Raw genomic sequence first — 21,478 nt, 5'->3', positions numbered from 1 at the left:
ACTCAGACATGGCCATTACCAAGCAAGACAACATGCCGGTGATCCGCGATCTGCATGACTTTGATCGGCGCTCCGGCAACCTGCTGGAACGGCTGGTGTTCAACTATCGCCCGCTGTTCATCGTGCTCATGACGCTGGCTACTCTGGTGCTGGGTTACATGGCGGCGACCCGTCTGGAGTTGCGCCCCAGCTTCGAAAAAATGATCCCACAGAGCCAGCCTTACATTCAGAATTTCCTGGAAAACCGCGCATCGCTGCGCGGTCTGGGTAACTCGGTACGGGTGGTGGTGGAAAACACCCAGGGCGACATTTTTGACCCTGACTATCTGAATGTGCTCAAGCAGGTCAACGACGAACTGTTCCTCACCGAAGGGGTTGATCGCGCCTGGATGAAGTCGCTGTGGACACCGGCCGTGCGCTGGACCGAAGTCACGGAGGAAGGCTTTCAGGGCGGCCCGGTAATGCCTGACAGTTATCAGGGTTCGCCATCGGACATCGAACAGCTGCGGCAGAACATTACCCGCGCCGGCATCGTCGGCAGCCTGGTCGCCAGCGATTTCAAGTCGAGCATGCTGATCGTGCCGCTGCTGGACAAAGCCTCGGCCACTGGCCAGAGCATTAACTACCATCAATTTTCGCGGATGCTCGAAGAGCAATTGCGCGACAAGATCGAATTCGCCGGTGACAACGCGGCACGTAAGGTCGGGGAGGAGGGCAAGGGCCACTACAAGGTCCGGGTGATCGGTTTTGCCAAGCTCATTGGCGACCTGATCGATGGTTTGATTCAGGTGATGATGTTCTTCGGCCTGGCCGTGGTCACTTCGCTGGTCATCATTTATGCCTACACCCGCTGTGTGCGCAGCACGTTACTGGTGGTCGGCTGTTCGCTGATCGCAGTGGTCTGGCAGTTGGGCATTGTCGCCTGGCTGGGTTATGCCATCGATCCGTATTCGGTCCTGGTGCCGTTCCTGATCTTCGCCATTGGCGTGTCCCACGCGGCGCAGAAGATGAACGGCATCATGCAGGACATTGCCCGTGGCACCCATAAACAGGTGGCCGCACGCTACACCTTCCGCCGCCTGTTTATCGCAGGGGTCACGGCGCTGCTGGCCGATGCGGTGGGCTTTGCCGTGTTGATGCTGATCGACATCCCGGTGATTCAGGACTTGGCCATCACCGCCAGTATCGGTGTGGCGGTGCTGATCTTCACGTCGTTGCTGCTCATGCCGGTGGCGCTGTCCTTTGTCGGCGTCGGTGCTAAGGCTGCCGAGCGTGCGCTGAAAATCGACACGCGCGTGGCCGCGCATAACGGCTTCGGCAAACTGTGGGACAAACTGGATCGCTTCACGACGCCGAAGTGGGCCACCGGTGCCGTACTGGTCGCCGTGTTGCTGGGGATCGGTGGCTTTGCGGTCAGCCTGAATTTGAAAATCGGCGACCTCGACAGCGGTGCTCCGGAGCTGCGGGCGGACTCGCGCTACAACCGCGACAACGCCTACATCACCCAGCATTACGCGCTGTCCAGCGACCTCTTTGCCGTGATGATCAAGACGCCGGCAGAAGGCTGTCTGAACTACCAGACGCTGATCCTCGCCGACCGCCTGGCCTGGGAGCTACAGCAATATCCCGGGGTTCAGGCCACGGCATCGCTGGTCAATGCGGTACGGCAGATCACTGCGGGGTCTTACGAGGGCAATCCCAAGCTCAACAGCATCCAGCGCAACCAGAACGTACTGAACTACGCCGCCCAACAAGCCTCGGTCAATTCCCCGGAGCTCTTCAACACCGATTGTTCGCTGATACCTGTGATCGCCTTCCTCAAGGACCATAAAGCCGAGACCCTGAACGCCGTGGTGGCCATCGCGGACAAGTTCGCCCGGGAAAACAGCACCGAGGATCGCCAGTTTCTGCTGGCTGCCGGCACCGCCGGTATCGAGGCGGCGACCAACATCGTGGTGCGCGAGGCCAATCGCACCATGCTGCTGTACGTCTATGCGGCGGTGACACTGTTTTGCCTGATCACCTTCCGCAGCTGGCGCGCTACTTTGGTGGCCCTGCTGCCGCTGATACTGACCTCCATCCTTTGCGAGGCCTTGATGGTGGTCATGGGGATTGGCGTGAAGGTGGCAACGCTGCCAGTGATTGCTTTGGGCGTCGGTATCGGCGTGGACTACGCACTGTACTTGCTCAGCGTCCAGCTGCAGTACCAGCGTCAGAGGCTGTCGTTGATGCAAGCCTACCGCCGCGCGGTGTCGTTCACCGGTCGCGTAGTGGGATTGGTGGGGATTACCCTGGCGGCTGGCGTGGTGTGCTGGGTCTGGTCGCCGATCAAGTTCCAGGCGGACATGGGCATTCTGCTGACCTTCATGTTCCTGTGGAACATGTTGGGCGCGTTGATACTGATTCCGGCGCTGTCGCATTTTCTGTTGCGCACTCATCACGTCCTGGGCAAGAACATTGAGGAGATGGCCCTTGAAAGTACGGGCATTGAGGAAACGCAGGGCAGTGAACAATGCGCTTCTGGACGGCGTGGCAAGGGCAGGGTGCCCGTTTAGTTATTCCTCCATGACCGCTTCCAGCGGGCCATGAGGTCATGGGTGCTTAGAGCCTGACGTATTCACCAAGGCCCCGCCAGAAATGGACGGGGCTTTTTTAGTTCTCCGTCCGCCGATGGCTAACGGAGGTGGCTACTGCGCTTTCCAGTGACCACCGCCCGACTCGCAATCAATTTTCGCCTGACCCAAATGCTCAGCGCCGTAGTAATACGTAGTGACCTGAGCATTGTTCGGAATATTCAGCGATGTGCTGTTCTTGTCCTTGCTGGTGGAGTGAGGGTTGGCCAGCGATTCTTGCGTCAACGTGGCGATGCAAGTGGCTTGAGAATGATCGGCGCACTGTTCGACTTTTTTCTTGGTGCTGGTCAGCATGTCTTTGCTCTCGTTGCTGCATGACCAATCGATGGCGTTCACCGGCATGCCTTCGTACTCATAGCAGCTATGCGTTTCGATCACCGGCACGGAAGGGCTTTGGGAGCGGGTCAGCACGTCACAGCCTTCAGCCATGACCAGGGTGGGGCTCAGGCTGGCCAGCAAAAACAGCAGTCTACTGTTCATCGGGATTTCCTCTCCAATGGCGCCTTGTTTGATCAAAGATCAGCGCTGATAGGGTTTCGAAAACGCGATGAGGCGCGGGGTTCCATTGGTTTTTCAGATCCGCTGTGGGAGGGGGGGCAAAAAGCGCAGGCCCGATGGTATGCTCGCCGCGCCACGCGCTGGCAATCCAGGGAACACTCTTTAAGGAAGGGGATGGCGGATGATCGATTTCAACAACAAAGGCTTTTTCAAACTCAAGCAAAACAACGAGTACGCGGAGCGAGTCACCGCGCTGCTGCTGGACGGCGAGCAGGTCATTGATGCCTATAAATCCATGCGCGACGGTGTGGTGTTTACCAATAAGCGAATTATTGCGGTCAACGTCCAAGGCATCACCGGCAGCAAAAAAGACTTCACTTCGTTGCCTTACAAAAACATCGTCGCTTACTCCGTGGAAACCTCGGGCACCTTCGACCTGGATTCTGAGCTGGAGATCTACTTCTCGGCGCTGGGCAAAGTGAAGTTTGAATTCACCGGAAGGACGTCGATGGTCGAGATTTCCAAACTCATCTCACAGCATCTGTTGGGTTGAGCCCGGATTTTCACGGTCATTGCGGCGAGCTCCAATACGAACGCCGATTACCCAGGGAGAACGACATGAGCCAGACACTGGAACGCGCCATTGCCATCGCCGCCACCGCGCACGAGGGCCAGGTCGACAAGGGCGGTAGCCCTTACATCCTGCATCCGTTGAAAGTCATGTTGCGGGTCACGACGCTGGAAGAACGCATCGTCGCGGTGCTGCATGACGTGGTCGAGGACTGCGGCATCAGCCTTGATGACCTGCGCAAGGAAGGCTTCAGCGAAGCCGTTCTGACCGCCATCGAGTCGGTCACTAAAGTGCCGGGTGAGTCCTATGAAGCCTTCGTTGAACGCGCGGCGCAGAACCCGATAGGCCGAGTGGTGAAACTGGCGGATCTGGAAGAGAACAGCGACTTGTCGCGGATCGCCCAGCCGTCGTGGGAAGACCTGGAGCGCGTTGAAAAATATCGGCGGGCGATTGGCGTGTTACGTTCCTGACGAGCCGAACAAATAGATCAATAGCGCCCCGCAGCGTAGACCGTTTGATCGTCTCTGGATTGCCCTCTCCCTGGCAGGAGAGGGCAGATGCCAGTCTTATGTGTGATGAATTTCCCGATCCTTGGTTTCCGGCAGGAAGAACGTGCCAAGAATGGCCGTCATCACGGCGATGACGATGGGGTACCACAGCCCGTAGTAGATATCACCGGTGGCCGCGACCATGGCGAACGCCACCGTGGGCAGAAAACCGCCGAACCAGCCGTTGCCGATGTGGTAGGGCAGCGACATCGAGGTGTAGCGGATGCGTGCCGGGAACAGTTCCACCAGCCAGGCGGCGATCGGGCCGTAGACCATGGTCACGTAGATCACCAGGATGGTCAGGAGCAGCAGCACCATCGGGTAGTTGGTCTTGGCCGGGTCGGCTTTCTCGGGGTAGCCGGCGTCCTTGAGCGCGGTGCCAAGGGTGGCGGCGAAGGCGTCGTTCTTGACCTTGAAGTCGGCGGCCGGCATGCCGGTACCCTCGAAGCTCGGGATCACCTTGTCGCCGATGCGGACCTGCGCGACGGTGCCCGGTTCGGCCTTCACGTTCTTGTAGGGAATGGCCCTCTTCGCCAGCACGGTCTTGGCGAGGTCGCAGGAGCTGGTGAATTTGGCCTTGCCCACCGGGTCGAACTGGAACGAGCACTGGCCGGGATCGGCGACCACCGTGACCGGGTTTTTCTCCTGCGCGATGAAGACGTCGGGGTTACCGTATTGGGTCAACGCATGGAAGATCGGGAAGTAGGTCACTGCCGCCAGGATGCAGCCGGCCATGATGATCCCCTTGCGGCCGATGCGATCGGACAGGCTGCCGAATATGACGAAGAACGGTGTACCGATCAGCAGGGAGCCGGCAATCAGCAAGTTGGCGGTCTGCGGGTCGATCTTCAGCGTCTGCAACAGGAAGAACAGCGCATAGAACTGCCCGGTGTACCAGACGACGGCCTGGCCGGCAGTGCCGCCGAGCAGGGCCATGATCACGATTTTGAGGTTGTCCCAGCGGGCGAAGGATTCGGTCAGCGGCGCCTTGGAGGACTTGCCTTCGGCTTTCATCTTCAAGAACACCGGCGACTCGCTGAGTTGCAGGCGGATGTACACCGAGACGATCAGCAGCAGGATCGACAGCAGGAAGGGAATCCGCCAGCCCCAAGCCTCGAAAGCTTCGGTGCCAAGAATGGTTCGGCAGGCGAGGATCACCAGCAGCGAGAGGAACAGCCCAAGGGTTGCAGTGGTTTGAATCCACGAAGTGAAGTAGCCGCGCTTGCCTTTCGGTGCATGCTCGGCGACGTAGGTCGCCGCGCCGCCGTACTCACCGCCCAAGGCCAGGCCTTGCAGCAGGCGCAGGCTGATCAGGATGATCGGCGCCGCCACACCGATGGTCGCGTAGCCGGGCAAAAAGCCCACGACGGCGGTGGAGATACCCATGATCACGATGGTGATGAGAAAGGTGTGTTTGCGCCCGATCATGTCGCCCAGTCGGCCGAACACAATGGCGCCGAAGGGGCGTACCGCGAAGCCCGCGGCGAACGCGAGCAGTGCGAAGATGAAGGACGTTGTCTCATTGACGCCGGCGAAGAAGTGCTTGGCAATGATCGCAGCGAGAGACCCATAAAGGTAGAAGTCGTACCACTCGAACACGGTGCCCAGGGACGAGGCAAAAATGACTTTGCGCTCCTCTTTGGTGATCCCGTGGTGGGGCGCGCTGCCCGTGGAAGTGTTGTCGATTGCGGCCATGAGTCTTCTCCGTCGTTCTTGTTGTAGGCCGGAGTACCTCACTATCTTTTTTACCGCACCCAGGCCCTGGGGCTGAAGTCATCGGATGACGAATTGCGCGAAGCATGCACACAGGCTGACGGCCTCGCATCGCTGCAAGGTTTCTTGAAGCATAATCGGCTTCGCGCAGATATCCACTCGCCATCACGCTACGACTACCTCAGCGACCGTCGCCTGCGACTGACCGGTGAACAAATCGAGCATCCGGACGGTCGTCGTGAACTGCTGATTCCCTCAGTCGCAAAAGCATGGCGGAACCATTCGTTTGATCAATAATCACCATCAAGGAATGCACGTTCTGTTTTTTCGGCAACGGAGGAGGATAGCGACCTACCACAATCGCCTCTGAAGGAACTGCGCGATGAGAATGTCTAGCTTACTGGCGCTTGTCGCCGTATTGACCGGCAGCGTTGCCGCCACCGTGCCGGCATATGCGTCCGACCCGTCCTGCCACTTTCTACCGATGGCCGATAGCGCCACTGGCCTGCGTCATGTCCAATCCGTGGGCGTGCTTTACAGCGAAAACACCCTCAACACGATCGAATACCTTGAGCAGTACCATTCTGTAGCGTTGAACGGCGCGAAGAACCCTGCACTGGATTCGCGCATCAGCAACGCCTTCGTCAACAGCTCCGATCCGAAGCTCGCGATCAACTGGCTCATGGGGTCGCTGCAAAAAGAATTTGCGTCGGTGACCGTCTACGACAACCTCGATGCGCTGGTGCAAGCCCATCCTGACGTAGTGGTGATGCTGGACACCTACAGCCGTCTGGTGTCGAAGCACAACAACCAGGTTGACGCGCGCTTCCTTGCCAAGTTCTACGACTCAAACCTGCAGTACATCGGCAAGGCCGAAGGCTCACGTGAACAGCAGATGCCTTCGGTCTGGGTCCATGGCAAAGCGGCCCCGGAGATTGCCGCGCAAATCGACCAACAAACCCAGCTGCAATTGAACGCGTTGAAGCAATTTGATGCATCGCTGAAGGCGCTGGTGACGGCTGGAAGTGCGGGGCAGGTCGCCGTCAACTGACCTCATTTACCCGGTATATCGCCGACCCGTCAGGTTGCCGGATGTCATTGAGGGCGTCCCGGCAGGTTCTGCGTTGCGCGCCATAATCTTCAGCGCCGGCTTTCCTATCCGGCCTTTCAGGCGTGACGAGAGCGCCGTTCGATACAAGGGAACGCAGCATGAGTCGACTCTGGATGGAGGAGGGAGGGAATGGCCCTTGGTTCCCGCTGATCAGGCGTGCCCCAACGCAATGGCAAACGAGACCACGATCATGCAAGCAAAAGCAAAATTCAGGTTCATGAAGTTTTCATCCAAAACATTTTTGATGGCGCCATCTTGAATAGGTCACAAACAAATAAAAAATTCGGCTTCTTGATTTGAATCATCGAAACAATTGATAGCCGGCGGTTTGTGTTTATTCCGCGCTTTGGCTAATCTCGCACAAGCACGCAATTTCGCGCGAAAACAGGCAAAAACATGCACGACTCCCATTCAGCCGCCGAGCTCCCTCAACTGCGCCGGCAAAAAATCCTGCTCATTCTTGAACGTGACGGCAAGGTCATGGCGGGCGAGCTGAGCCAGCACTTCGCGGTGTCAGAAGACACCATTCGCCGTGATCTTGCGGAGTTGGCCACTGCCGGGCTGGTGCAGCGGGTGCATGGCGGGGCACTGCCGCGGCCCAAGGACACCGGCAAGGATTATTTCACCCGCGTCAGCGAAACCGATGAGGTGAAAACCCACCTGGCGCAACTCGCCGCGCGCCAGGTACACAACGGCCAGATTGTCATTTTCGATTCCGGGAGTACGACGCTGCAGATCGCCCGATCGCTACCTTCGGACATTGCCATCACGGCCGTCACCGCGTCCCCGATGATCGCGATCACCCTGGCCGAATACAAAGGCATCACGGTGATTCTGGCGGGCGGGCAACTCAATCCCGCGACCCTGTCGTCCAGCGGACACGAAACCCTGCGGTTGATCGAGGGCATCAAGGCTGATCTGCTGTTCACCGGTGTCTGCGCGATTCACCCGGAAGTCGGCATCAGCTCCCTGCACTTCGACGAGGTGCCGGTCAAACAGGCGATGCTCGCCAGCGCCTCCCATGTCGTTGCCGTCACCACCGCCGACAAACTGGGAGCGGTGGAGCCGTTTGTTGTCGCGCCGTGCCAGCGCATACATACCCTGATCACCGAGCGCCATGTGGCGTCGGGCAATGTCGGGGATTATCAAAAGCTCGGGATTGAGGTGGTGCAAGCGCAGGCGTGAACAATCGCTGCCGGATCACGCCACTTCTTCCCGCCCGGCAGTTCATATCCGTTGTCCGGGCTTGATGCTCAACCCTTCTCTAGCGCAGAAAATGCACGGCCAGGCCAACGAGCCCACAGCCCATCAGAACCTCGATAACCCCTCGTTTGAACCGGAACAACGCAATGGCCGCCGCAATCGCGATCAGTGCCGAAGGCCAGTCGAAGTGCCCGCTGAAACCGTTGGGCCACAGAACGTGGTAGCCAAAGAAGCACGCCAGATTGAGGATCACCCCGACCACCGCCGCCGTAATCGCGGTCAGCGGTGCGGTGAATTTGAGTTCGTTGTGAGTGGACTCCACCAGTGGGCCGCCCGCGAGGATGAACAGGAAGGAAGGCAGAAAGGTGAACCAGGTCACCAGCGTGGCGGCGAGGGCGCCGGCCAGGAAAACCTGATCCGGGCCGAATACCTGTTGAACGTAGGCGCCGATAAATCCGACGAAGGCCACCACCATGATCAGCGGCCCCGGCGTGGTTTCGCCGAGCGCCAGACCGTCGATCATCTGTGTCGGCGTCAACCATCCATAATGGCCGACCGCCCCCTGATAGACATACGGCAGCACGGCGTACGCCCCGCCAAACGTCAGTAGCGCCGCTTTGGTAAAGAACCAGGCCATCTGGGTTAATGTGCCTTCCCAGCCGAAAAATGCGCTGAGAATCCCCATCGGCAACGCCCATAAAACGGCACCGACAAGGGCCAGGCGAAGCAGTTTCAAGCCGCTGAAACGGGCGTGTTCGGGGGTGGGAGTGTCGTCATCGATCAGCGCGGGGCCGAACGATTTTTTGGCAGCGCTGTGGCCACCGGTCCTGAATTCCTCGGGGGCCAGGCGTCCTCCGACATAACCGATGACGGCCGCGCTCAGCACAATCAATGGAAAGGGCAGGTTGAAGACGAATATTGCAGTGAAGGAAGCGGCGGCGATCCCCCACAGCCAGTTGTTTTTCAGTGCGCGAGAGCCGATTCGATGAGCGGCCTGCACCACAATCGCGGTCACTGCCGGCTTGATGCCATAAAACAGTCCAGCCACCACCGGCACTTCTCCGAAGGCGATATACAACCAGGACAGCGTAATCAGGATGAACAGCGACGGCAGCACAAACAGCGCTCCGGCGATCACGCCGCCCCACGTCCGATGCATTAACCAGCCAATGTAGGTCGCCAATTGCTGAGCCTCAGGCCCGGGCAGCAACATGCAATAGTTGAGGGCATGTAAAAACCGCCGCTCCGAAATCCAGCGTCGGCGTTCGACCAACTCCTGGTGCATGATCGAGATCTGTCCGGCCGGCCCGCCGAAACTGATGAAGCCGAGTTTGAGCCAGAAACGGAAGGCCTCTCGCAGGGTAATGGCTTCGGGTTTTGGCAATTCCTGTTCCGTAACCGAGGAGGGCGTGTGGCTCAAGCGGGTACTCCTTGTTCAAATTCGTCTAGAGCCAGAGACAGTAGCCATGAAGGACTGGTTTGGGTAGTCGGGCGCAGAGTCTTTTTTTGAAGCGGCCGAACCGTCATGGTTCAGCCTCCGGTCACCGGCGGGAATACCTCTGAGCGCGATTGGACCTTTCAGCGAATTGTTCTAAAACCGAAAACCCTGTGGGAGCGAGCTTGCTCGCGATAGCGGTCTGTCAGTCGACATCAATGTTGGATGTGCCGGCCTCTTCGCGAGCAAGCTCGCTCCCACAGGTTCTGCGTCTACTTTGGATTGGGGGCGGAGGGCATTTCTGGGAAGTCAGGACGCCGATCAGATTGGGTTTGGGTCTGACGATCATTGTGTTCAGCCGCCTGTCATGTTCATGAAGCGAACCACCTGAACATCGTCGTTCACTTCGAAATTGTGCCGATAGGGTTTGAGTTTCATGGCCTCGATAATGGCTTTCTCCAGGCGCTCGGGATGGCCGGGGTGGCTGCGTAATACGGCCTTGAGGTCGACGGAGTGTTCATTGCCCAGACACAGCAGCAGACGACCTTCCACCGTCAACCGAACCCGATTGCAGGTGCCACAGAAGTTATGGCTGTGAGGGGAAATGAACCCCAGACGAATCTGCGGTGCCTCGGCCAGACGCCAGTAGCGCGACGGGCCTTGGGTCGACTCGGCGGACTCGATCAACGTGTAGCGCTCGGCGATCCGTTCACGTACCTGATGGCTTGCGTAAAACGACTCTGCACGGCTGTGTTCATGGATAGTGCCCAAGGGCATTTCTTCGATGAAAGAAATGTCGAGATTTCGGTCGATGGCAAAACTCACGAGGTCGTTGATCTCATGGTCGTTACGGCCCTTCATCACCACGCAGTTGAGTTTGGTGTGGCGAAATCCCGCGCCGTTGGCCGCGTCGATGCCGTTGATGACCTGCGCCAGATCGCCGGTGCGCGTCAGTTCACGAAAGCGTTGCGGGTCCAGGCTGTCGAGGCTGATGTTGAGCCGTTTGACCCCGGCCTCGAACAGGGGCGCTGCAAGCTTGCCCAACTGCGAACCATTGGTGGTCATGCACAGTTCACGCAGGCCGGGCAGGGCGGCGATCTTTTCGCACAACTGCACCACCCCCGGACGGATCAGCGGTTCGCCTCCCGTGAGGCGGATCTTGCGGGTACCCAACGCCACGAAGCTTTCGGCCAGTTGGTAGATTTCTTCCAGGGTCAGTACCCGTTGGCGTGGCAGAAACTGCATGTCTTCAGCCATGCAATACACGCAACGGAAATCGCAGCGGTCGGTGACAGACATCCGCAGATAGTCCACACGCCTGGAGAACCCATCGATCAAGACTCGCTCTGACATGACATCCTCGCTTGCATCCGTGACATGAGTATTCCGCTATTAACGGAGTTGTTGAGCGCAGGCTAAGAGCAACTAGAGTGGGCGTCCAATCACTATTAATGACCGGCTGATCGACGGAGTCGATGAAGGATTTATTTAGGCGGTTAATGTTGTTTTATGTATGTACAACCAACTGATTATTAACGAAAAAATACAATGATAGATGTCCTCGATAATGCAGTCGTAAATAGCGATTAGACAATATTTAATCCCCGTTCATATTCTTTCTCGGTCAATCGAACAAAGACCTTAATCAGGTCAACGCCTGTGTGCATTGTCACGGAGAATTACCATGTCTCAAGTCGACCGTTACAAACCCTATAAAGGCGCCGCCGCCGGTTGGGGCGCGCTGATCAGCGTTACCAAGAGTTGGTTAGGCAGTGAAAATGCCCTGAAAAACATTCGCGCCATGCTCAAGACCAACCAGAACGGTGGCTTTGACTGCCCTGGCTGCGCGTGGGGCGAGTCGCCGGAATAAGCACCCACTGACGCCCCCTACAAAAAGAAACCCGGAGCCCCATGACAGGGCTCCGGGTTTTTTCTATCGGTCGTCCCGAACTCACTGCGCCCCGAACATCGCCGTCCAGTAAATCCCCGAATCACTCTTCGGATCGACCGCATACGCCGCGCCCAGCTCCCGGTACTGTGGGTTCATCAGGTTCGCGCAGTGACCGGCGCTGGACACCCAGCCATCGACCACCTTGCGCACGGAGTCTTGGCCGGCAGCGATGGTCTCGCCGATCTGCCCGCCGCCATAACCTGCCAATTCAGCCCGGTCACCCGGCATGCGGCCATCGCGGTCCTTGTGATCGAAGTAATTGTTGTTGGCCATCGACCGGGAGTGCTCCTCGGCCGCCGTCGCCAGCGTGGCGTTCCAGGCCAGTGGCGTGGTGGCCGCAAAGGATTGCGTGCCGCACTGGCGCGGCTGACTGCGTGCGATGTTGAGTTCGGCCAACAGCTTCTGACCTTCCGCCTGCCAGTCGCCCAGGCGAGCGCTCAACAGTGGACGCGCCAGCACGATACGCCACTCACGGTCCTGGCGGCTGACGCCGATATCGACGAATTGCGGGTCCAGCACGATCTGGCAAAAACTCTCCTGAATCGCTTTCATCGCCGATGGCGCATCACGCGGCCCGGACAGGCTGATCGCCTGTACATTCTTCATCGGATAACCCGCGCTGGCCATTGCCTGCTGTAGATTGCCGACGCTGTTGGCGTTCAACGCCAGCCGTGGGTCGCCGGCCAGCGGTGGCAGTTCCTGCGATACCTGACCTGCGCAGCGCTGCACCTGGCTACGGTAAAGGTTGATCGAATCAATCAGTTGTTTCTCGTCGGCTGCCAACGCATTCACGGCGAACAACATTCCCAGTGACAACGTGGCAAGACGCATAGCAGATGATTTGAAGCGCATGGAAATCCCCTTGAGCTGACTGCGCCCATGATGCGCGATTTCACCCCCGCGAGCGCAACGACTTTTCACGCCCCAAGACAGTTTTTTTGTCCGTCTGTTGGAATGAATTTAGGCAACTACAATCAAGCAAAGTCGCCAGTGCGGCGTGCTTCCGGTTCAGTCCGAAGGATCGATCATGCGCGTTATCTGGATAGCCACCTGCTTGGCAATAACCCTTCTCGCCGGCCACGCCATCGCGTCTGAGCAGGAGCAAAAAAAGGAAGTGGCTGAGGACAAGGCCGTGGTCCTTGAGCAGAAAGCCGCGGAGAAGGGCACTGATGTACCGGTGCCCAAGTCCGAAACCATCACCACCTCCGAGGCTCAGGCGGTCGATCCGGCCGGTCAGTCGCCCATGGACGATGCAATCACCTGTCTGGCACGCTCCATCTATTGGGAATCCAAAGGCAAATCGTCCGCCGACATGGAAGCCGTCGCCAGCGTCGTCATGAACCGGCTGGGCCATGAGGGCTTTCCGGACACGGTATGCGCCGTGGTCAAGCAAGGTTCTGAAAGCAAAAATTGTCAGTTTTCGTGGTGGTGTGATGGACGCTCGGATCAGGTCCAGGAAGAAACCCAATACGCGATTGCCAAGGAAATCGCGCGCAAGGCGCTCAACAAGCAACTGAACGATCGAACCCACGGCGCGATGTATTTCCACGACAGGAAGGTGAAACCCGCTTGGGCCAGGAAATACATCAAGACCACCGAGACCTCGAAGTTTCTTTTTTATAAGCCGCGTGGTGGCTCGGCGAAGTAGGGATGTTCGCATGAGCGAGGTCTACGGCTATTGGTCACTGTTCGTTCCAGACCAGGACGGCCTGGCTGCAACCGGACTCAAAGCAGCCGCTTGCAGATCATCTCGGGCCGTTCACGCTCATACCTGATCCATAACCTCGGTCACCCCCTGGTCCTCACCCAGGAACCCGCCACTCTGATGGTGCCACAGCCGCGCATAGAGGCCGTTCTTAGCGAGCAATTCGGTGTGGGTGCCCTGTTCGATGATGCGTCCATCATCCATGACAATAAGTCGATCCATCGCCGCAATCGTGGACAGCCGATGGGCGATGGCGATGACGGTTTTGCCCTTCATCATTTCATCGAGGCTTTCCTGAATGGCCACTTCGACTTCCGAATCCAGCGCGCTGGTAGCCTCGTCAAGTAGCAGGATCGGGGCGTTCTTGAGCATCACTCGGGCAATCGCGACGCGCTGGCGCTGGCCGCCCGAAAGCTTGATGCCGCGCTCGCCCACCAAGGTGTCGTAGCCGGAGTGACCTTGCCGGTCGCTCAGTTGGCTGATGAACTCATCGGCCTGGGCATTGGCCGCGGCACTGCGGATTTGAGCATCGCTTGCATCGGGTCGGCCGTAGGCGATGTTGTCGCGAATGGAACGGTGCAGCAGGGAAGTATCCTGGGTGACCATGCCGATGGCGCTGCGCAGACTGTCTTGTGTCACGTGCGCAATGTCTTGCCCGTCAATGCGAATCTGCCCGCTGTCGACATCATAGAAGCGCAGCAGCAAGTTGATGAGCGTGGATTTGCCCGCGCCGGAGCGGCCTACCAGGCCGATTTTTTCGCCCGGGCGAATGTTCAGGTTCAAGCCATCGAGCACCTGGCGTTCGCCATTGTAGTTGAAGCTCACATTGTCGAAGGTTACCGCCCCGCCGGAGGTCACCAGCACGCCCGCGTTCGGGGCATCCTGCACCTTGGGGCCGCGGGTAAGGGTTGTCATGCCATCCTGCACGGTGCCGATGCTCTCGAACAGCGAGGTCATTTGCCACATGATCCAGTGCGACATGCCGTTGATACGCAACGCCATGGCGGTAATCGCCGCCACGGCACCTGTGCCGACTTCGCCCAGGTGCCACAGCCAAAGTGCATAACCGCCTGCTGCCATGATCAACGCCACCACCAACGCCTGGTTGACGATCTCGAATTGGCTGACCAGGCGCATCTGGCGAAAGCCGGTCTTCTTGAAATCCTCCATGGCCGCGCGCGCGAAGTGCGCTTCACGATTGGAATGGGAGAACAGCTTCACTGTCGTGATGTTGGTGTAGGCGTCTGAGATACGTCCGGTCATCGAGGAGCGCGCATGTGCCTGTTCCTGTCCGACTTTCCCCAAGCGGGGCACGAAGTAGAGCATGGCCAGCCCGAACAACACGATCCAGGCAACGAAAGGCAGCATCAGTTTCAGTGCGAAGCCGCCGGCCAGTGCGATGATCGCGATGAAATACACCCCGATTCCGGGTGCGATCTCGATAAGGGTGAACAGCACGTCGCGCACGGCCAGCGCAGTCTGCATCACCTTGGTGGTGACCCGGCCGGAGAACTCATCGGAAAAGAACGAAAGGCTTTGCCGCAGCATCAGGCGGTGGAAGTCCCAACGCAGCCGCAACGGCAGATTGATCGCCAATATCTGGTGCTGCACCATGGTCCGCAACGCCACCAGCCCGATGCTGGTCAGCATTACGATGCCCATGCCCCATAACACGCGACTTTCCTGCGCAGCCGTATCACCGCCGGCCTTCCAGGTAGAAAGCAGATCCACGACCTGACCGAGGAAAGAAAACAGCCAGGCTTCGTAGATCGACACACCGGCACTGAGCAGCGCAAACGCGAGAATATAGCCGCGGGCGCCCCGTGTGCACGCCCAAAGGAACCGAGCCAGGCCTTCGGGTGGCGGTGGTACCTCGTCGGGCGGGAAGGGGTCGAGTCTTTGTTCAAATGCGCGAAGCATGGTGGTCTCCGAAACGATCAAGTTAAGGAGATTCTGCCATTTAAAGGTTGCCTTGAGGGTTCTGTGGATTGGCGGGTATGGCGCTATTGGTATGTCGCCCTGGAAATTGGGTGACCGAGTGGGGGAACTCAGACGTCGTTTAAGTCCAAGTCGGCGGGGCCAGGACGGCAGCCATCCAGGACGGTCCTGCGTCATTTGATATGTCGGTAAACCTTTGTTGTGCGCAACGAGAATCCTGCCCCTTCGTATAAACGATGGGCAGATTCACGATCTGGGTTGGATGTTAAAATCCAGTGTTTTCGCGCCGAGGTCATGGCTTTTTTCTATTGCTGCTTGTATGAGTGCTTTGCCGATCCCTTGGCCTCGAGCATTGGCATCTACTACGACGTCTTCGATCCAAGCACGAACGCCTGTCGGAATACGGAAATGAATTAGGGTTAGCGCCCCCAAAATGCTTCCTCCACTTGTTGCTCTCACGACTAATAAATGGGAGCACTCTGAATCCACGATCTGCTTCAAATCTTCCATTGTCATCGCTTGAGCGTTTTTGGAAAGCTGTGGGAGAAGGTCATTCAAAGATCTGAGCAGTATAGGATCGGTCTCTTTAACCACCTCGACGAAAGCGGATTGGTTTGTCATTAGAAATCCTCATCGAAGGCGCTTGTAGTACTGAGACGAATTTTTCGAGCATCCAGTGCTATCTGAAGCCAAGCGCAGCCCGTACATTGTGAAAGGAGCGCTCCAAATGTGGAGATCGAATAACGCCCAATGCAGTGGTGCAAAGCCGGGTATCGGTGCCGACGCTTTCACAGCGATTGGAGGCTGGCTTCGATGGTCGTGACCACACGGTTACGGCCTTCGTGTTTAGCGTGATACAGGCGTTGATCGGCTGCACGCAGAATGGCCTCGATGGTGTCGCCGTCGCGACCGGATTGCGAAACGCCGATGCTCACGGTGACCACGGTTAACCGCTGCAGGCCATGAAAAGAATTATTTGCGACGGTGCTTCGCAAACGCTCAGCGATTACATGCGCGCCTTCAAGTGAAGTCTGCGGTAGCAGAATCATGAATTCTTCCCCGCCCACTCGGGCTACGCCGTCATACGGCCGGATCGAATCGAGGCATTTCTCCACGAAATCCTTCAGGATGTCATCGCCAACCTGATGCCCGAAGCGATCGTTGATGGACTTGAAATTATCCAGGTCGAGTGCCAACACGGAGAACGGTTCACCGCCACGCTTGGTCCGGCCCATTTCGACTTCGAGCCGCTCCATGAACCGACGCCGATTATCAGCGCCAGTCAGTGGATCGGTGGCCGCAAGGTGCCCGAGTTCTTGATTGGTGCGCTGGAGTTCCTGCAGGGCGCTCTCGGCATACGCCATCGCTTCGGCAAGACGCACCATCAACTCCTCTTGGCTGTAAATCTTCGAGAACGACCGCGTAGTGAGGAACGCTTGCACGACCCCATAGCTCAACATGAAGAACCCACCGGCGAAGATCGCATGAGCGAGCCACCACATGTGGTTCCACGGCCGTGCAAGGATGAAGGCAAGCGATGACAGCGCGAACGCGGTGACCGAGACGACAAAAATCATCATCAGTGGAGAACGGATACGGCGCAGCAGGAGTATTACCACGGTCAATGTGGAAAGAATGAGGGCACCACCTTCCATCGAGAGGCGCACCGCGAGATTGCCGGCGATCGGTGAATTCGCGACGTACGCCACTGCTACGTCAACCAGCAGGAACAGTCCTATCCAGGTCAACCAAGGGCGGGCCTTCATTCGTTGGTCCGCGGAATCAGGTGGGCGGTGGTACGACAGCATTCCGATTAACAGCAGAATCGACATGACCAGTCGAGAGGCCGGTCCATAAAGCAGGAATAGCCAGATATTGTGGTGTGCTTGCCCGGTGAACGCACCATGCAACGCGTAGATCAGTACAAAGCCGAGAAAACCAAGCGTCATCCATCGCAGCAGCGGATCTCCCGATGACTGATAGCAGCGCCACGTGACGTAAGTCACAAACAAGCCCGCCAAGGTGGCTGCCGTGATCGCAAATATATGGAACAGGTGGTTCTCGAATATAAGGGTGGGGTCTTGAAAGACGTATAAGTAGCCAATCAGATAGGCGGGAACAAACGCAAACCCTGCGAGCAGCAAGTAGGCGTAAACCTTGACCATCAGGCGAACGGCTTCAGGTGGCTCGCCGGTGGCGATGAGATTGCTCATGGTTCCCTCCAATTTTGAATCTATTTAGCCAGCACCGGTCCGGTGTTGGCTCCAAAGCCGCCTGCATGCCAACGGTCCCTAGCCTCATTACGCGGGTAGGAGATGGACCGATCTATGGCAATTCAATATTAGACTCCTTCCCGATTTCTGCTGCACCAGCGGGTAAAAATGTTCACGCGACGCAATAAATCAATAAGGAATGTCTCATTGTTCTTATCGGCGATTTTCGGTCAGTCGTGAGAGGTAAAAACTGGCCGTTATCTGCCTGATGTAGAGGCAGCGCCGCGGTCCGGAAAAGAACCGCGGCGACCGATCAATCAGGCGGCGGGGAGCAGGCCTTTCTGTTTGGCGACATGAGTCGCCAGTGCGTCCATCAAGTCCGGGGACAGGCAGTCATAGGGTTCCAGGCCGATCGAGCGCAGGCGCTCGCGGATAGCCTTCATTTGCGCTGGCGGTGTGCCGGTTTCGATGATGGAGGACACGAACGCCGCGAATCCCGGCGCAGCCCATCCGCTCTGTGGCGAAAGCTCGGTGTGGACGAAGTCCAGGCCATAAAACGCATGGTCCTTGTTCTCGATGCGCCCAAAGAGATGGACGTGACACTGCTTGCAGGCGTGGCGCTGGATGGTGGCGGCTTCGTCGACAATCGCCAGTTTTTCGCCGTGGGCAATGACGCTGACCTTATCTCGAGGCACCACGGCGATGACGGCGAATGTCGCGTTTTGTGGTTTCCAGCATTTGCTGCAGCCGCACGCGTGGTTATGCAGCGTTTGTGCGTCGATTTTGACCTCGACCTTGTCGGTTGCACACAGGCATTGCAGGGTGCCACCTGCGAAATTCGCGGCGGCGGGTTGGATACCATTGTCCAGTGCAGGGTGAAGTTTCAAGGTGCTCATGCTGGCGTCTCCGTTTCAGGGTGGCAGACAAAAGTGCCTGGGCCGTGCCCCAGACCGGTAGTTCATCGGAACTCGATGACGGCGCGGCTCGATTTGCCTTCATGCATCAGATCGAACCGCGGCGGATTTCGAAAAGGACACAGTGCATAAACGAGTGACCTCCTTCGGTGCGACCGGTCGGTTACTCAGATCAAGAATAGTCTGCGATGACGCCTCGAGCGCGGCTCGGGCCAGCGCACGGGCGAGTGTGCCGAATTCAGAGCGCTGGGGTGAGCCAGGCGCGCTACCCCGCTTGACGCATCAATGGTCATGTAGCGGATCGTTTGCAGGGCCGGACATGAGAAGGCAAAGCGACACGGTTTGTGCACATATTACGGAGTCATTAGTGGCGTGTTCATGGTTTGCTCTGGCTGATTTCAGCCTGTCGCCATCGTCAGCTTCACGCCCTGAGGAAGTCATACAGCCGCCAATCATCCGCCCCGTGAAAGGCTTCGTTGGAAACCTTTTCTGATAGCGCTGAAGGGCGCACGTGTCAGTAAGACGCGTGCACGGGCTTTCCCTTATGGTTCTAACATGACGTCCGGGCGACCAGCGTCATATTCGTCGAAGATCAGCGCCATCGGCCGCAGTGCCCAGGGCAGGATGCCTTCCTAGAATTCACAAGTTCGGTATGTGCTACGGGCAAGATGAGGGCTTAGTTAACCATGACCTCGTCCAGTGCCTGCTCGAGGATGCTGACCGTGCGCTCGATATTGTGCAGCTTTTCGAGTCCGAACAGACCGATGCGGAAGGTCTGGAAGTCGGCCGGCTCGTCGCATTGCAACGGCACTCCGGCGGCGATCTGTAGGCCGTAGTTGGCAAATTTCTTACCGCTCTTGATGTCGGCATCATCGGTGTAGCTCACCACTACGCCAGGGGCCTGAAAGCCGGCTGCGGCCGCGCTTTTGATGCCTTTGCCGGCCAACATTGCGCGCACCCGATCGCCCAGAGCCTGTTGTTCGCCGCGGACCTTGTCGAAACCGTAGGCTTGCGTCTCTTTCATCACTTCGTTAAATCGCGCGAGGGAATCGCTGGGCATGGTCGCATGGTAGGCATGTCCGCCCTGTTCGTAGGCCTGCATGATCTGAAGCCACTTTTTCAGGTCGCAGGCGAAGCTGCTGCTATGCGTCTGTTCGATGCGCTCGAGGGCCAAAGAGCTGAGCATCACCAGAGCGCAGCAAGGGGAGGCGCTCCAGCCTTTCTGCGGTGCGCTGATCAGCAGGTCGACTGCGCATTTCTGCATATCAACCCAAAGCGTGCCTGAGGCGATGCAGTCCAGCACGAACAGGCCACCCACCGCATGCACGGCGTCGCCGACGGCCCGCAGGTACTCGTCGGGCAGGATAATCCCTGAGGAGGTTTCAACGTGGGGTGCGAAGACAATCTGCGGTTTCTGCGCCTGAATGGCTGCCAGCACTTCGTCCAGAGGGGGTGGGGCGTAGGCAGCCTGGCGACCAGTGTCGACCGGTCGGGCTTTCAGCACCGTGGTGGCCGCTGGGATGTTGCCCATCTCAAGGATCTGGCTCCAGCGATAACTGAACCAGCCGTTGCGTATCACCAGGCATTGCTGGTCGGTGGCAAACTGTCGCGCCACCGCTTCCATGCCGAATGTGCCGCTGCCCGGGACCACCGCAACAGCCTGGGCGTTGTAGACCTGTTTCAGGGTCCTGGAAATGTTCTTCATCACGCCTTGAAATGACTGCGACATGTGGTTGAGCGAGCGGTCGGTGTAGACCACTGAGTACTCGACCAGCCCCTCGGGATCGATACTGGGATATAGCTTTGACATGGGGTGACTCCTTTGGCAGAGATCTCAGTGGTATCGACCCTGCCCTAAGCCTTGGTAAATGACAAGATTGCTCGGGATTGAATTGCGACTTCTGTCGAGCGGCTGGCATCATCAGGTCGATTACTGGACGTAGCAATGCTCGCAGGTGGCTGCTGAGTTGTGGGAGGGTGGGCCTTAAAGGTTCCTACCTCCTTACGTTCGGTCGATAACGACCAGTTACGAAGGGCAGCAGCCGACCCAAAGCAGCCTCTGACCATCGGCTGCTATCGGTCGATTAAAAGTCATTGGCTAATCGGTTCCGCTTTGCACATCACCGCAAACCCGTAGCCGTTGGCAAAACACGCTCTCTAGCGCGAAGCGGTGATCCCTTTGTTCATCCGTGATTTAACGGTATGTTGAAGTCCTCAACTCAAGGACGACCCATGGCCATCCACGCACCCACCCCCACGCAAAAACACTTGGCAGTGTTAATCGACGCCGACAATGCCCCCGCAGCAATTGTCGAAGGTTTATTCGAAGAAATCGCCAAGTACGGTGTCGCCAACGTCAAGCGGATCTATGGCGACTGGACTGGCCCTCAGTTGGGTGGATGGAAAAAGGTGCTACTCGACCATTCGATTCAGCCTATCCAACAGTTCGCGTACACCAAAGGTAAGAACGCAACAGACAGTGCCTTGATCATCGACGCAATGGACCTGCTGTACACCCGACGCTTCGACGGTTTCTGCCTGGTTTCGAGCGACAGTGACTTCACCCGCCTCGCTTCGCGGTTACGAGAAGAAGGTTTGACGGTCTACGGGTTTGGTGAAGAAAAAACCCCGAGACCGTTCGTGTCGGCCTGCGACAAGTTCATCTATACCGAATTGCTGCGCGGTGAAGTGCTTGTTGCTGCAAGCAATGAACATGATCGACCCAAACCCGAGCCACTCGCCGAAATCGAGGCCGTCAAAGTCGCCAGTACGCCCGAGGTAAAAAAGCGACCCAAGGCACCAGTAAGTTTTATCGCAAAGATCTTGGATGACATTGCCGACGAAGACGGCTGGGCTCCCTTGGGAGCGCTGGGCACCAACATCAGCAAATTGAGACCTGAATTCGATCCTCGCACCCATGGCTATAAAAAGCTCAGCGAGTTGATCAAGGGGTATCCGGATACGTTTGAACTGCAAACTAGAGGAACGTCGGGAGTGGGTGGTTCAATACTCTATGCCCGGCACCGACAGCCGAGCTCATAGCCC

Annotated in this window: 17 protein-coding genes and 1 pseudogene; 8 read left to right on the top strand and 10 right to left on the bottom strand. The window is 57.8% G+C overall.

The window, feature by feature from the left end; all coding sequences use genetic code 11:
- The first annotated feature begins 8 nt into the window (after positions 1 to 8).
- Positions 9 to 2,555, top strand: a complete 2,547-nt coding sequence (locus EAH74_RS14410) for an efflux RND transporter permease subunit (RefSeq protein ID WP_240050511.1) — start codon at positions 9 to 11, stop codon at positions 2,553 to 2,555.
- Positions 2,556 to 2,687: 132 nt separating this feature from the next.
- Here the strand turns inward: EAH74_RS14410 and EAH74_RS14405 are convergent, their stop codons facing one another.
- Complete coding sequence (locus EAH74_RS14405; protein ID WP_140679361.1) at positions 2,688 to 3,113, bottom strand: hypothetical protein; 426 nt, start codon at positions 3,111 to 3,113, stop codon at positions 2,688 to 2,690.
- Between the two features lie 199 nt (positions 3,114 to 3,312).
- On the opposite strand from EAH74_RS14405, the gene EAH74_RS14400 reads away from it, so the two are divergent.
- Both EAH74_RS14400 and EAH74_RS14395 read left to right on the top strand, forming a co-directional pair.
- Positions 3,313 to 3,684, top strand: coding sequence for a PH domain-containing protein (locus EAH74_RS14400; RefSeq protein ID WP_123367934.1), 372 nt, complete (start codon positions 3,313 to 3,315; stop codon positions 3,682 to 3,684).
- A gap of 65 nt (positions 3,685 to 3,749) precedes the next feature.
- The gene (locus tag EAH74_RS14395; protein ID WP_140679359.1) at positions 3,750 to 4,172 is read left to right on the top strand and encodes an HD domain-containing protein; all 423 of its coding nucleotides are present in this window, start codon (positions 3,750 to 3,752) and stop codon (positions 4,170 to 4,172) included.
- A 96-nt stretch (positions 4,173 to 4,268) separates the two neighbouring features.
- Here EAH74_RS14395 and EAH74_RS14390 read toward each other — a convergent pair whose 3' ends face one another.
- Positions 4,269 to 5,945: an MFS transporter gene (locus EAH74_RS14390; RefSeq protein WP_140679357.1), complete on the bottom strand. Its 1,677-nt coding sequence runs from the start codon at positions 5,943 to 5,945 to the stop codon at positions 4,269 to 4,271.
- A 400-nt stretch (positions 5,946 to 6,345) separates the two neighbouring features.
- On the opposite strand from EAH74_RS14390, the gene EAH74_RS14380 reads away from it, so the two are divergent.
- Positions 6,346 to 7,014, top strand: a complete 669-nt coding sequence (locus EAH74_RS14380; RefSeq protein ID WP_140679353.1) for an ATPase — start codon at positions 6,346 to 6,348, stop codon at positions 7,012 to 7,014.
- A 456-nt stretch (positions 7,015 to 7,470) separates the two neighbouring features.
- Positions 7,471 to 8,259 carry a DeoR/GlpR family DNA-binding transcription regulator gene (locus EAH74_RS14375; RefSeq protein ID WP_140679351.1) on the top strand — a complete coding sequence of 263 codons (789 nt, stop codon included), beginning with the start codon at positions 7,471 to 7,473 and terminating at the stop codon, positions 8,257 to 8,259.
- Between the two features lie 79 nt (positions 8,260 to 8,338).
- On the opposite strand, the gene chrA is transcribed toward EAH74_RS14375, so the two are convergent.
- Positions 8,339 to 9,697 (bottom strand): chromate efflux transporter, encoded by a 1,359-nt coding sequence (gene chrA, locus EAH74_RS14370; protein ID WP_140679349.1) that lies wholly within the window; start codon positions 9,695 to 9,697, stop codon positions 8,339 to 8,341.
- A gap of 369 nt (positions 9,698 to 10,066) precedes the next feature.
- Positions 10,067 to 11,065 carry a GTP 3',8-cyclase MoaA gene (gene moaA, locus EAH74_RS14360; RefSeq protein WP_140679345.1) on the bottom strand — a complete coding sequence of 333 codons (999 nt, stop codon included), beginning with the start codon at positions 11,063 to 11,065 and terminating at the stop codon, positions 10,067 to 10,069.
- 331 nt (positions 11,066 to 11,396) lie between these two features.
- On the opposite strand from moaA, the pseudogene EAH74_RS14355 reads away from it, so the two are divergent.
- Positions 11,397 to 11,579, top strand: a pseudogene (locus EAH74_RS14355) (hypothetical protein); the annotation flags it as partial.
- 84 nt (positions 11,580 to 11,663) lie between these two features.
- Here EAH74_RS14355 and EAH74_RS14350 read toward each other — a convergent pair.
- Positions 11,664 to 12,515 carry a CAP domain-containing protein gene (locus tag EAH74_RS14350; protein ID WP_140679343.1) on the bottom strand — a complete coding sequence of 284 codons (852 nt, stop codon included), beginning with the start codon at positions 12,513 to 12,515 and terminating at the stop codon, positions 11,664 to 11,666.
- 175 nt (positions 12,516 to 12,690) lie between these two features.
- On the opposite strand from EAH74_RS14350, the gene EAH74_RS14345 reads away from it, so the two are divergent.
- Positions 12,691 to 13,311, top strand: a complete 621-nt coding sequence (locus EAH74_RS14345) for a cell wall hydrolase (RefSeq protein ID WP_140679341.1) — start codon at positions 12,691 to 12,693, stop codon at positions 13,309 to 13,311.
- 117 nt (positions 13,312 to 13,428) lie between these two features.
- Here the strand turns inward: EAH74_RS14345 and EAH74_RS14340 are convergent, their stop codons facing one another.
- The 5 genes from EAH74_RS14340 to EAH74_RS14320 all read right to left on the bottom strand — a co-directional run bounded on the left by EAH74_RS14340 (position 13,429) and on the right by EAH74_RS14320 (position 20,243).
- On the bottom strand, positions 13,429 to 15,288 hold the full coding sequence (locus EAH74_RS14340; RefSeq protein WP_140679339.1) for an ABC transporter ATP-binding protein: 1,860 nt from the start codon (positions 15,286 to 15,288) through the stop codon (positions 13,429 to 13,431).
- Positions 15,289 to 15,552: 264 nt separating this feature from the next.
- Positions 15,553 to 15,927, bottom strand: a complete 375-nt coding sequence (locus EAH74_RS14335) for a GNAT family N-acetyltransferase (protein ID WP_240050510.1) — start codon at positions 15,925 to 15,927, stop codon at positions 15,553 to 15,555.
- A 167-nt stretch (positions 15,928 to 16,094) separates the two neighbouring features.
- Positions 16,095 to 17,519: a GGDEF domain-containing protein gene (locus tag EAH74_RS14330; RefSeq protein WP_140679337.1), complete on the bottom strand. Its 1,425-nt coding sequence runs from the start codon at positions 17,517 to 17,519 to the stop codon at positions 16,095 to 16,097.
- Positions 17,520 to 17,836: 317 nt separating this feature from the next.
- Positions 17,837 to 18,415, bottom strand: a complete 579-nt coding sequence (gene gfa, locus EAH74_RS14325; RefSeq protein ID WP_140679335.1) for an S-(hydroxymethyl)glutathione synthase — start codon at positions 18,413 to 18,415, stop codon at positions 17,837 to 17,839.
- Positions 18,416 to 19,109: 694 nt separating this feature from the next.
- The gene (locus EAH74_RS14320) at positions 19,110 to 20,243 is read right to left on the bottom strand and encodes an aminotransferase class V-fold PLP-dependent enzyme (RefSeq protein ID WP_140679333.1); all 1,134 of its coding nucleotides are present in this window, start codon (positions 20,241 to 20,243) and stop codon (positions 19,110 to 19,112) included.
- A 422-nt stretch (positions 20,244 to 20,665) separates the two neighbouring features.
- On the opposite strand from EAH74_RS14320, the gene EAH74_RS14315 reads away from it, so the two are divergent.
- Positions 20,666 to 21,475 carry an NYN domain-containing protein gene (locus tag EAH74_RS14315; protein WP_140679331.1) on the top strand — a complete coding sequence of 270 codons (810 nt, stop codon included), beginning with the start codon at positions 20,666 to 20,668 and terminating at the stop codon, positions 21,473 to 21,475.
- The last annotated feature ends 3 nt before the right edge of the window (positions 21,476 to 21,478 follow it).

This window comes from Pseudomonas mandelii (genome assembly GCF_006438925.1).
GTDB lineage: Bacteria > Pseudomonadota > Gammaproteobacteria > Pseudomonadales > Pseudomonadaceae > Aquipseudomonas > Aquipseudomonas mandelii_C.
Note: the sequence above shows the minus strand (reverse complement) of the source record. Positions and strands in the feature narration are given on the sequence as shown.

Bases quoted from the DNA above. Each gene is read 5' to 3' on its own strand.
- EAH74_RS14410 (WP_240050511.1), top strand. From the start codon at position 9: ATGGCCATTACCAAGCAAGACAACATGCCGGTGATCCGCGATCTGCAT.
- EAH74_RS14405 (WP_140679361.1), bottom strand. From the start codon at position 3,113: ATGAACAGTAGACTGCTGTTTTTGCTGGCCAGCCTGAGCCCCACCCTG.
- EAH74_RS14400 (WP_123367934.1), top strand. From the start codon at position 3,313: ATGATCGATTTCAACAACAAAGGCTTTTTCAAACTCAAGCAAAACAAC.
- EAH74_RS14395 (WP_140679359.1), top strand. From the start codon at position 3,750: ATGAGCCAGACACTGGAACGCGCCATTGCCATCGCCGCCACCGCGCAC.
- EAH74_RS14390 (WP_140679357.1), bottom strand. From the start codon at position 5,945: ATGGCCGCAATCGACAACACTTCCACGGGCAGCGCGCCCCACCACGGG.
- EAH74_RS14380 (WP_140679353.1), top strand. From the start codon at position 6,346: ATGAGAATGTCTAGCTTACTGGCGCTTGTCGCCGTATTGACCGGCAGC.
- EAH74_RS14375 (WP_140679351.1), top strand. From the start codon at position 7,471: ATGCACGACTCCCATTCAGCCGCCGAGCTCCCTCAACTGCGCCGGCAA.
- moaA (WP_140679345.1), bottom strand. From the start codon at position 11,065: ATGTCAGAGCGAGTCTTGATCGATGGGTTCTCCAGGCGTGTGGACTAT.
- EAH74_RS14350 (WP_140679343.1), bottom strand. From the start codon at position 12,515: ATGCGCTTCAAATCATCTGCTATGCGTCTTGCCACGTTGTCACTGGGA.
- EAH74_RS14345 (WP_140679341.1), top strand. From the start codon at position 12,691: ATGCGCGTTATCTGGATAGCCACCTGCTTGGCAATAACCCTTCTCGCC.
- EAH74_RS14340 (WP_140679339.1), bottom strand. From the start codon at position 15,288: ATGCTTCGCGCATTTGAACAAAGACTCGACCCCTTCCCGCCCGACGAG.
- EAH74_RS14335 (WP_240050510.1), bottom strand. From the start codon at position 15,927: ATGACAAACCAATCCGCTTTCGTCGAGGTGGTTAAAGAGACCGATCCT.
- EAH74_RS14330 (WP_140679337.1), bottom strand. From the start codon at position 17,519: ATGAGCAATCTCATCGCCACCGGCGAGCCACCTGAAGCCGTTCGCCTG.
- gfa (WP_140679335.1), bottom strand. From the start codon at position 18,415: ATGAGCACCTTGAAACTTCACCCTGCACTGGACAATGGTATCCAACCC.
- EAH74_RS14320 (WP_140679333.1), bottom strand. From the start codon at position 20,243: ATGTCAAAGCTATATCCCAGTATCGATCCCGAGGGGCTGGTCGAGTAC.
- EAH74_RS14315 (WP_140679331.1), top strand. From the start codon at position 20,666: ATGGCCATCCACGCACCCACCCCCACGCAAAAACACTTGGCAGTGTTA.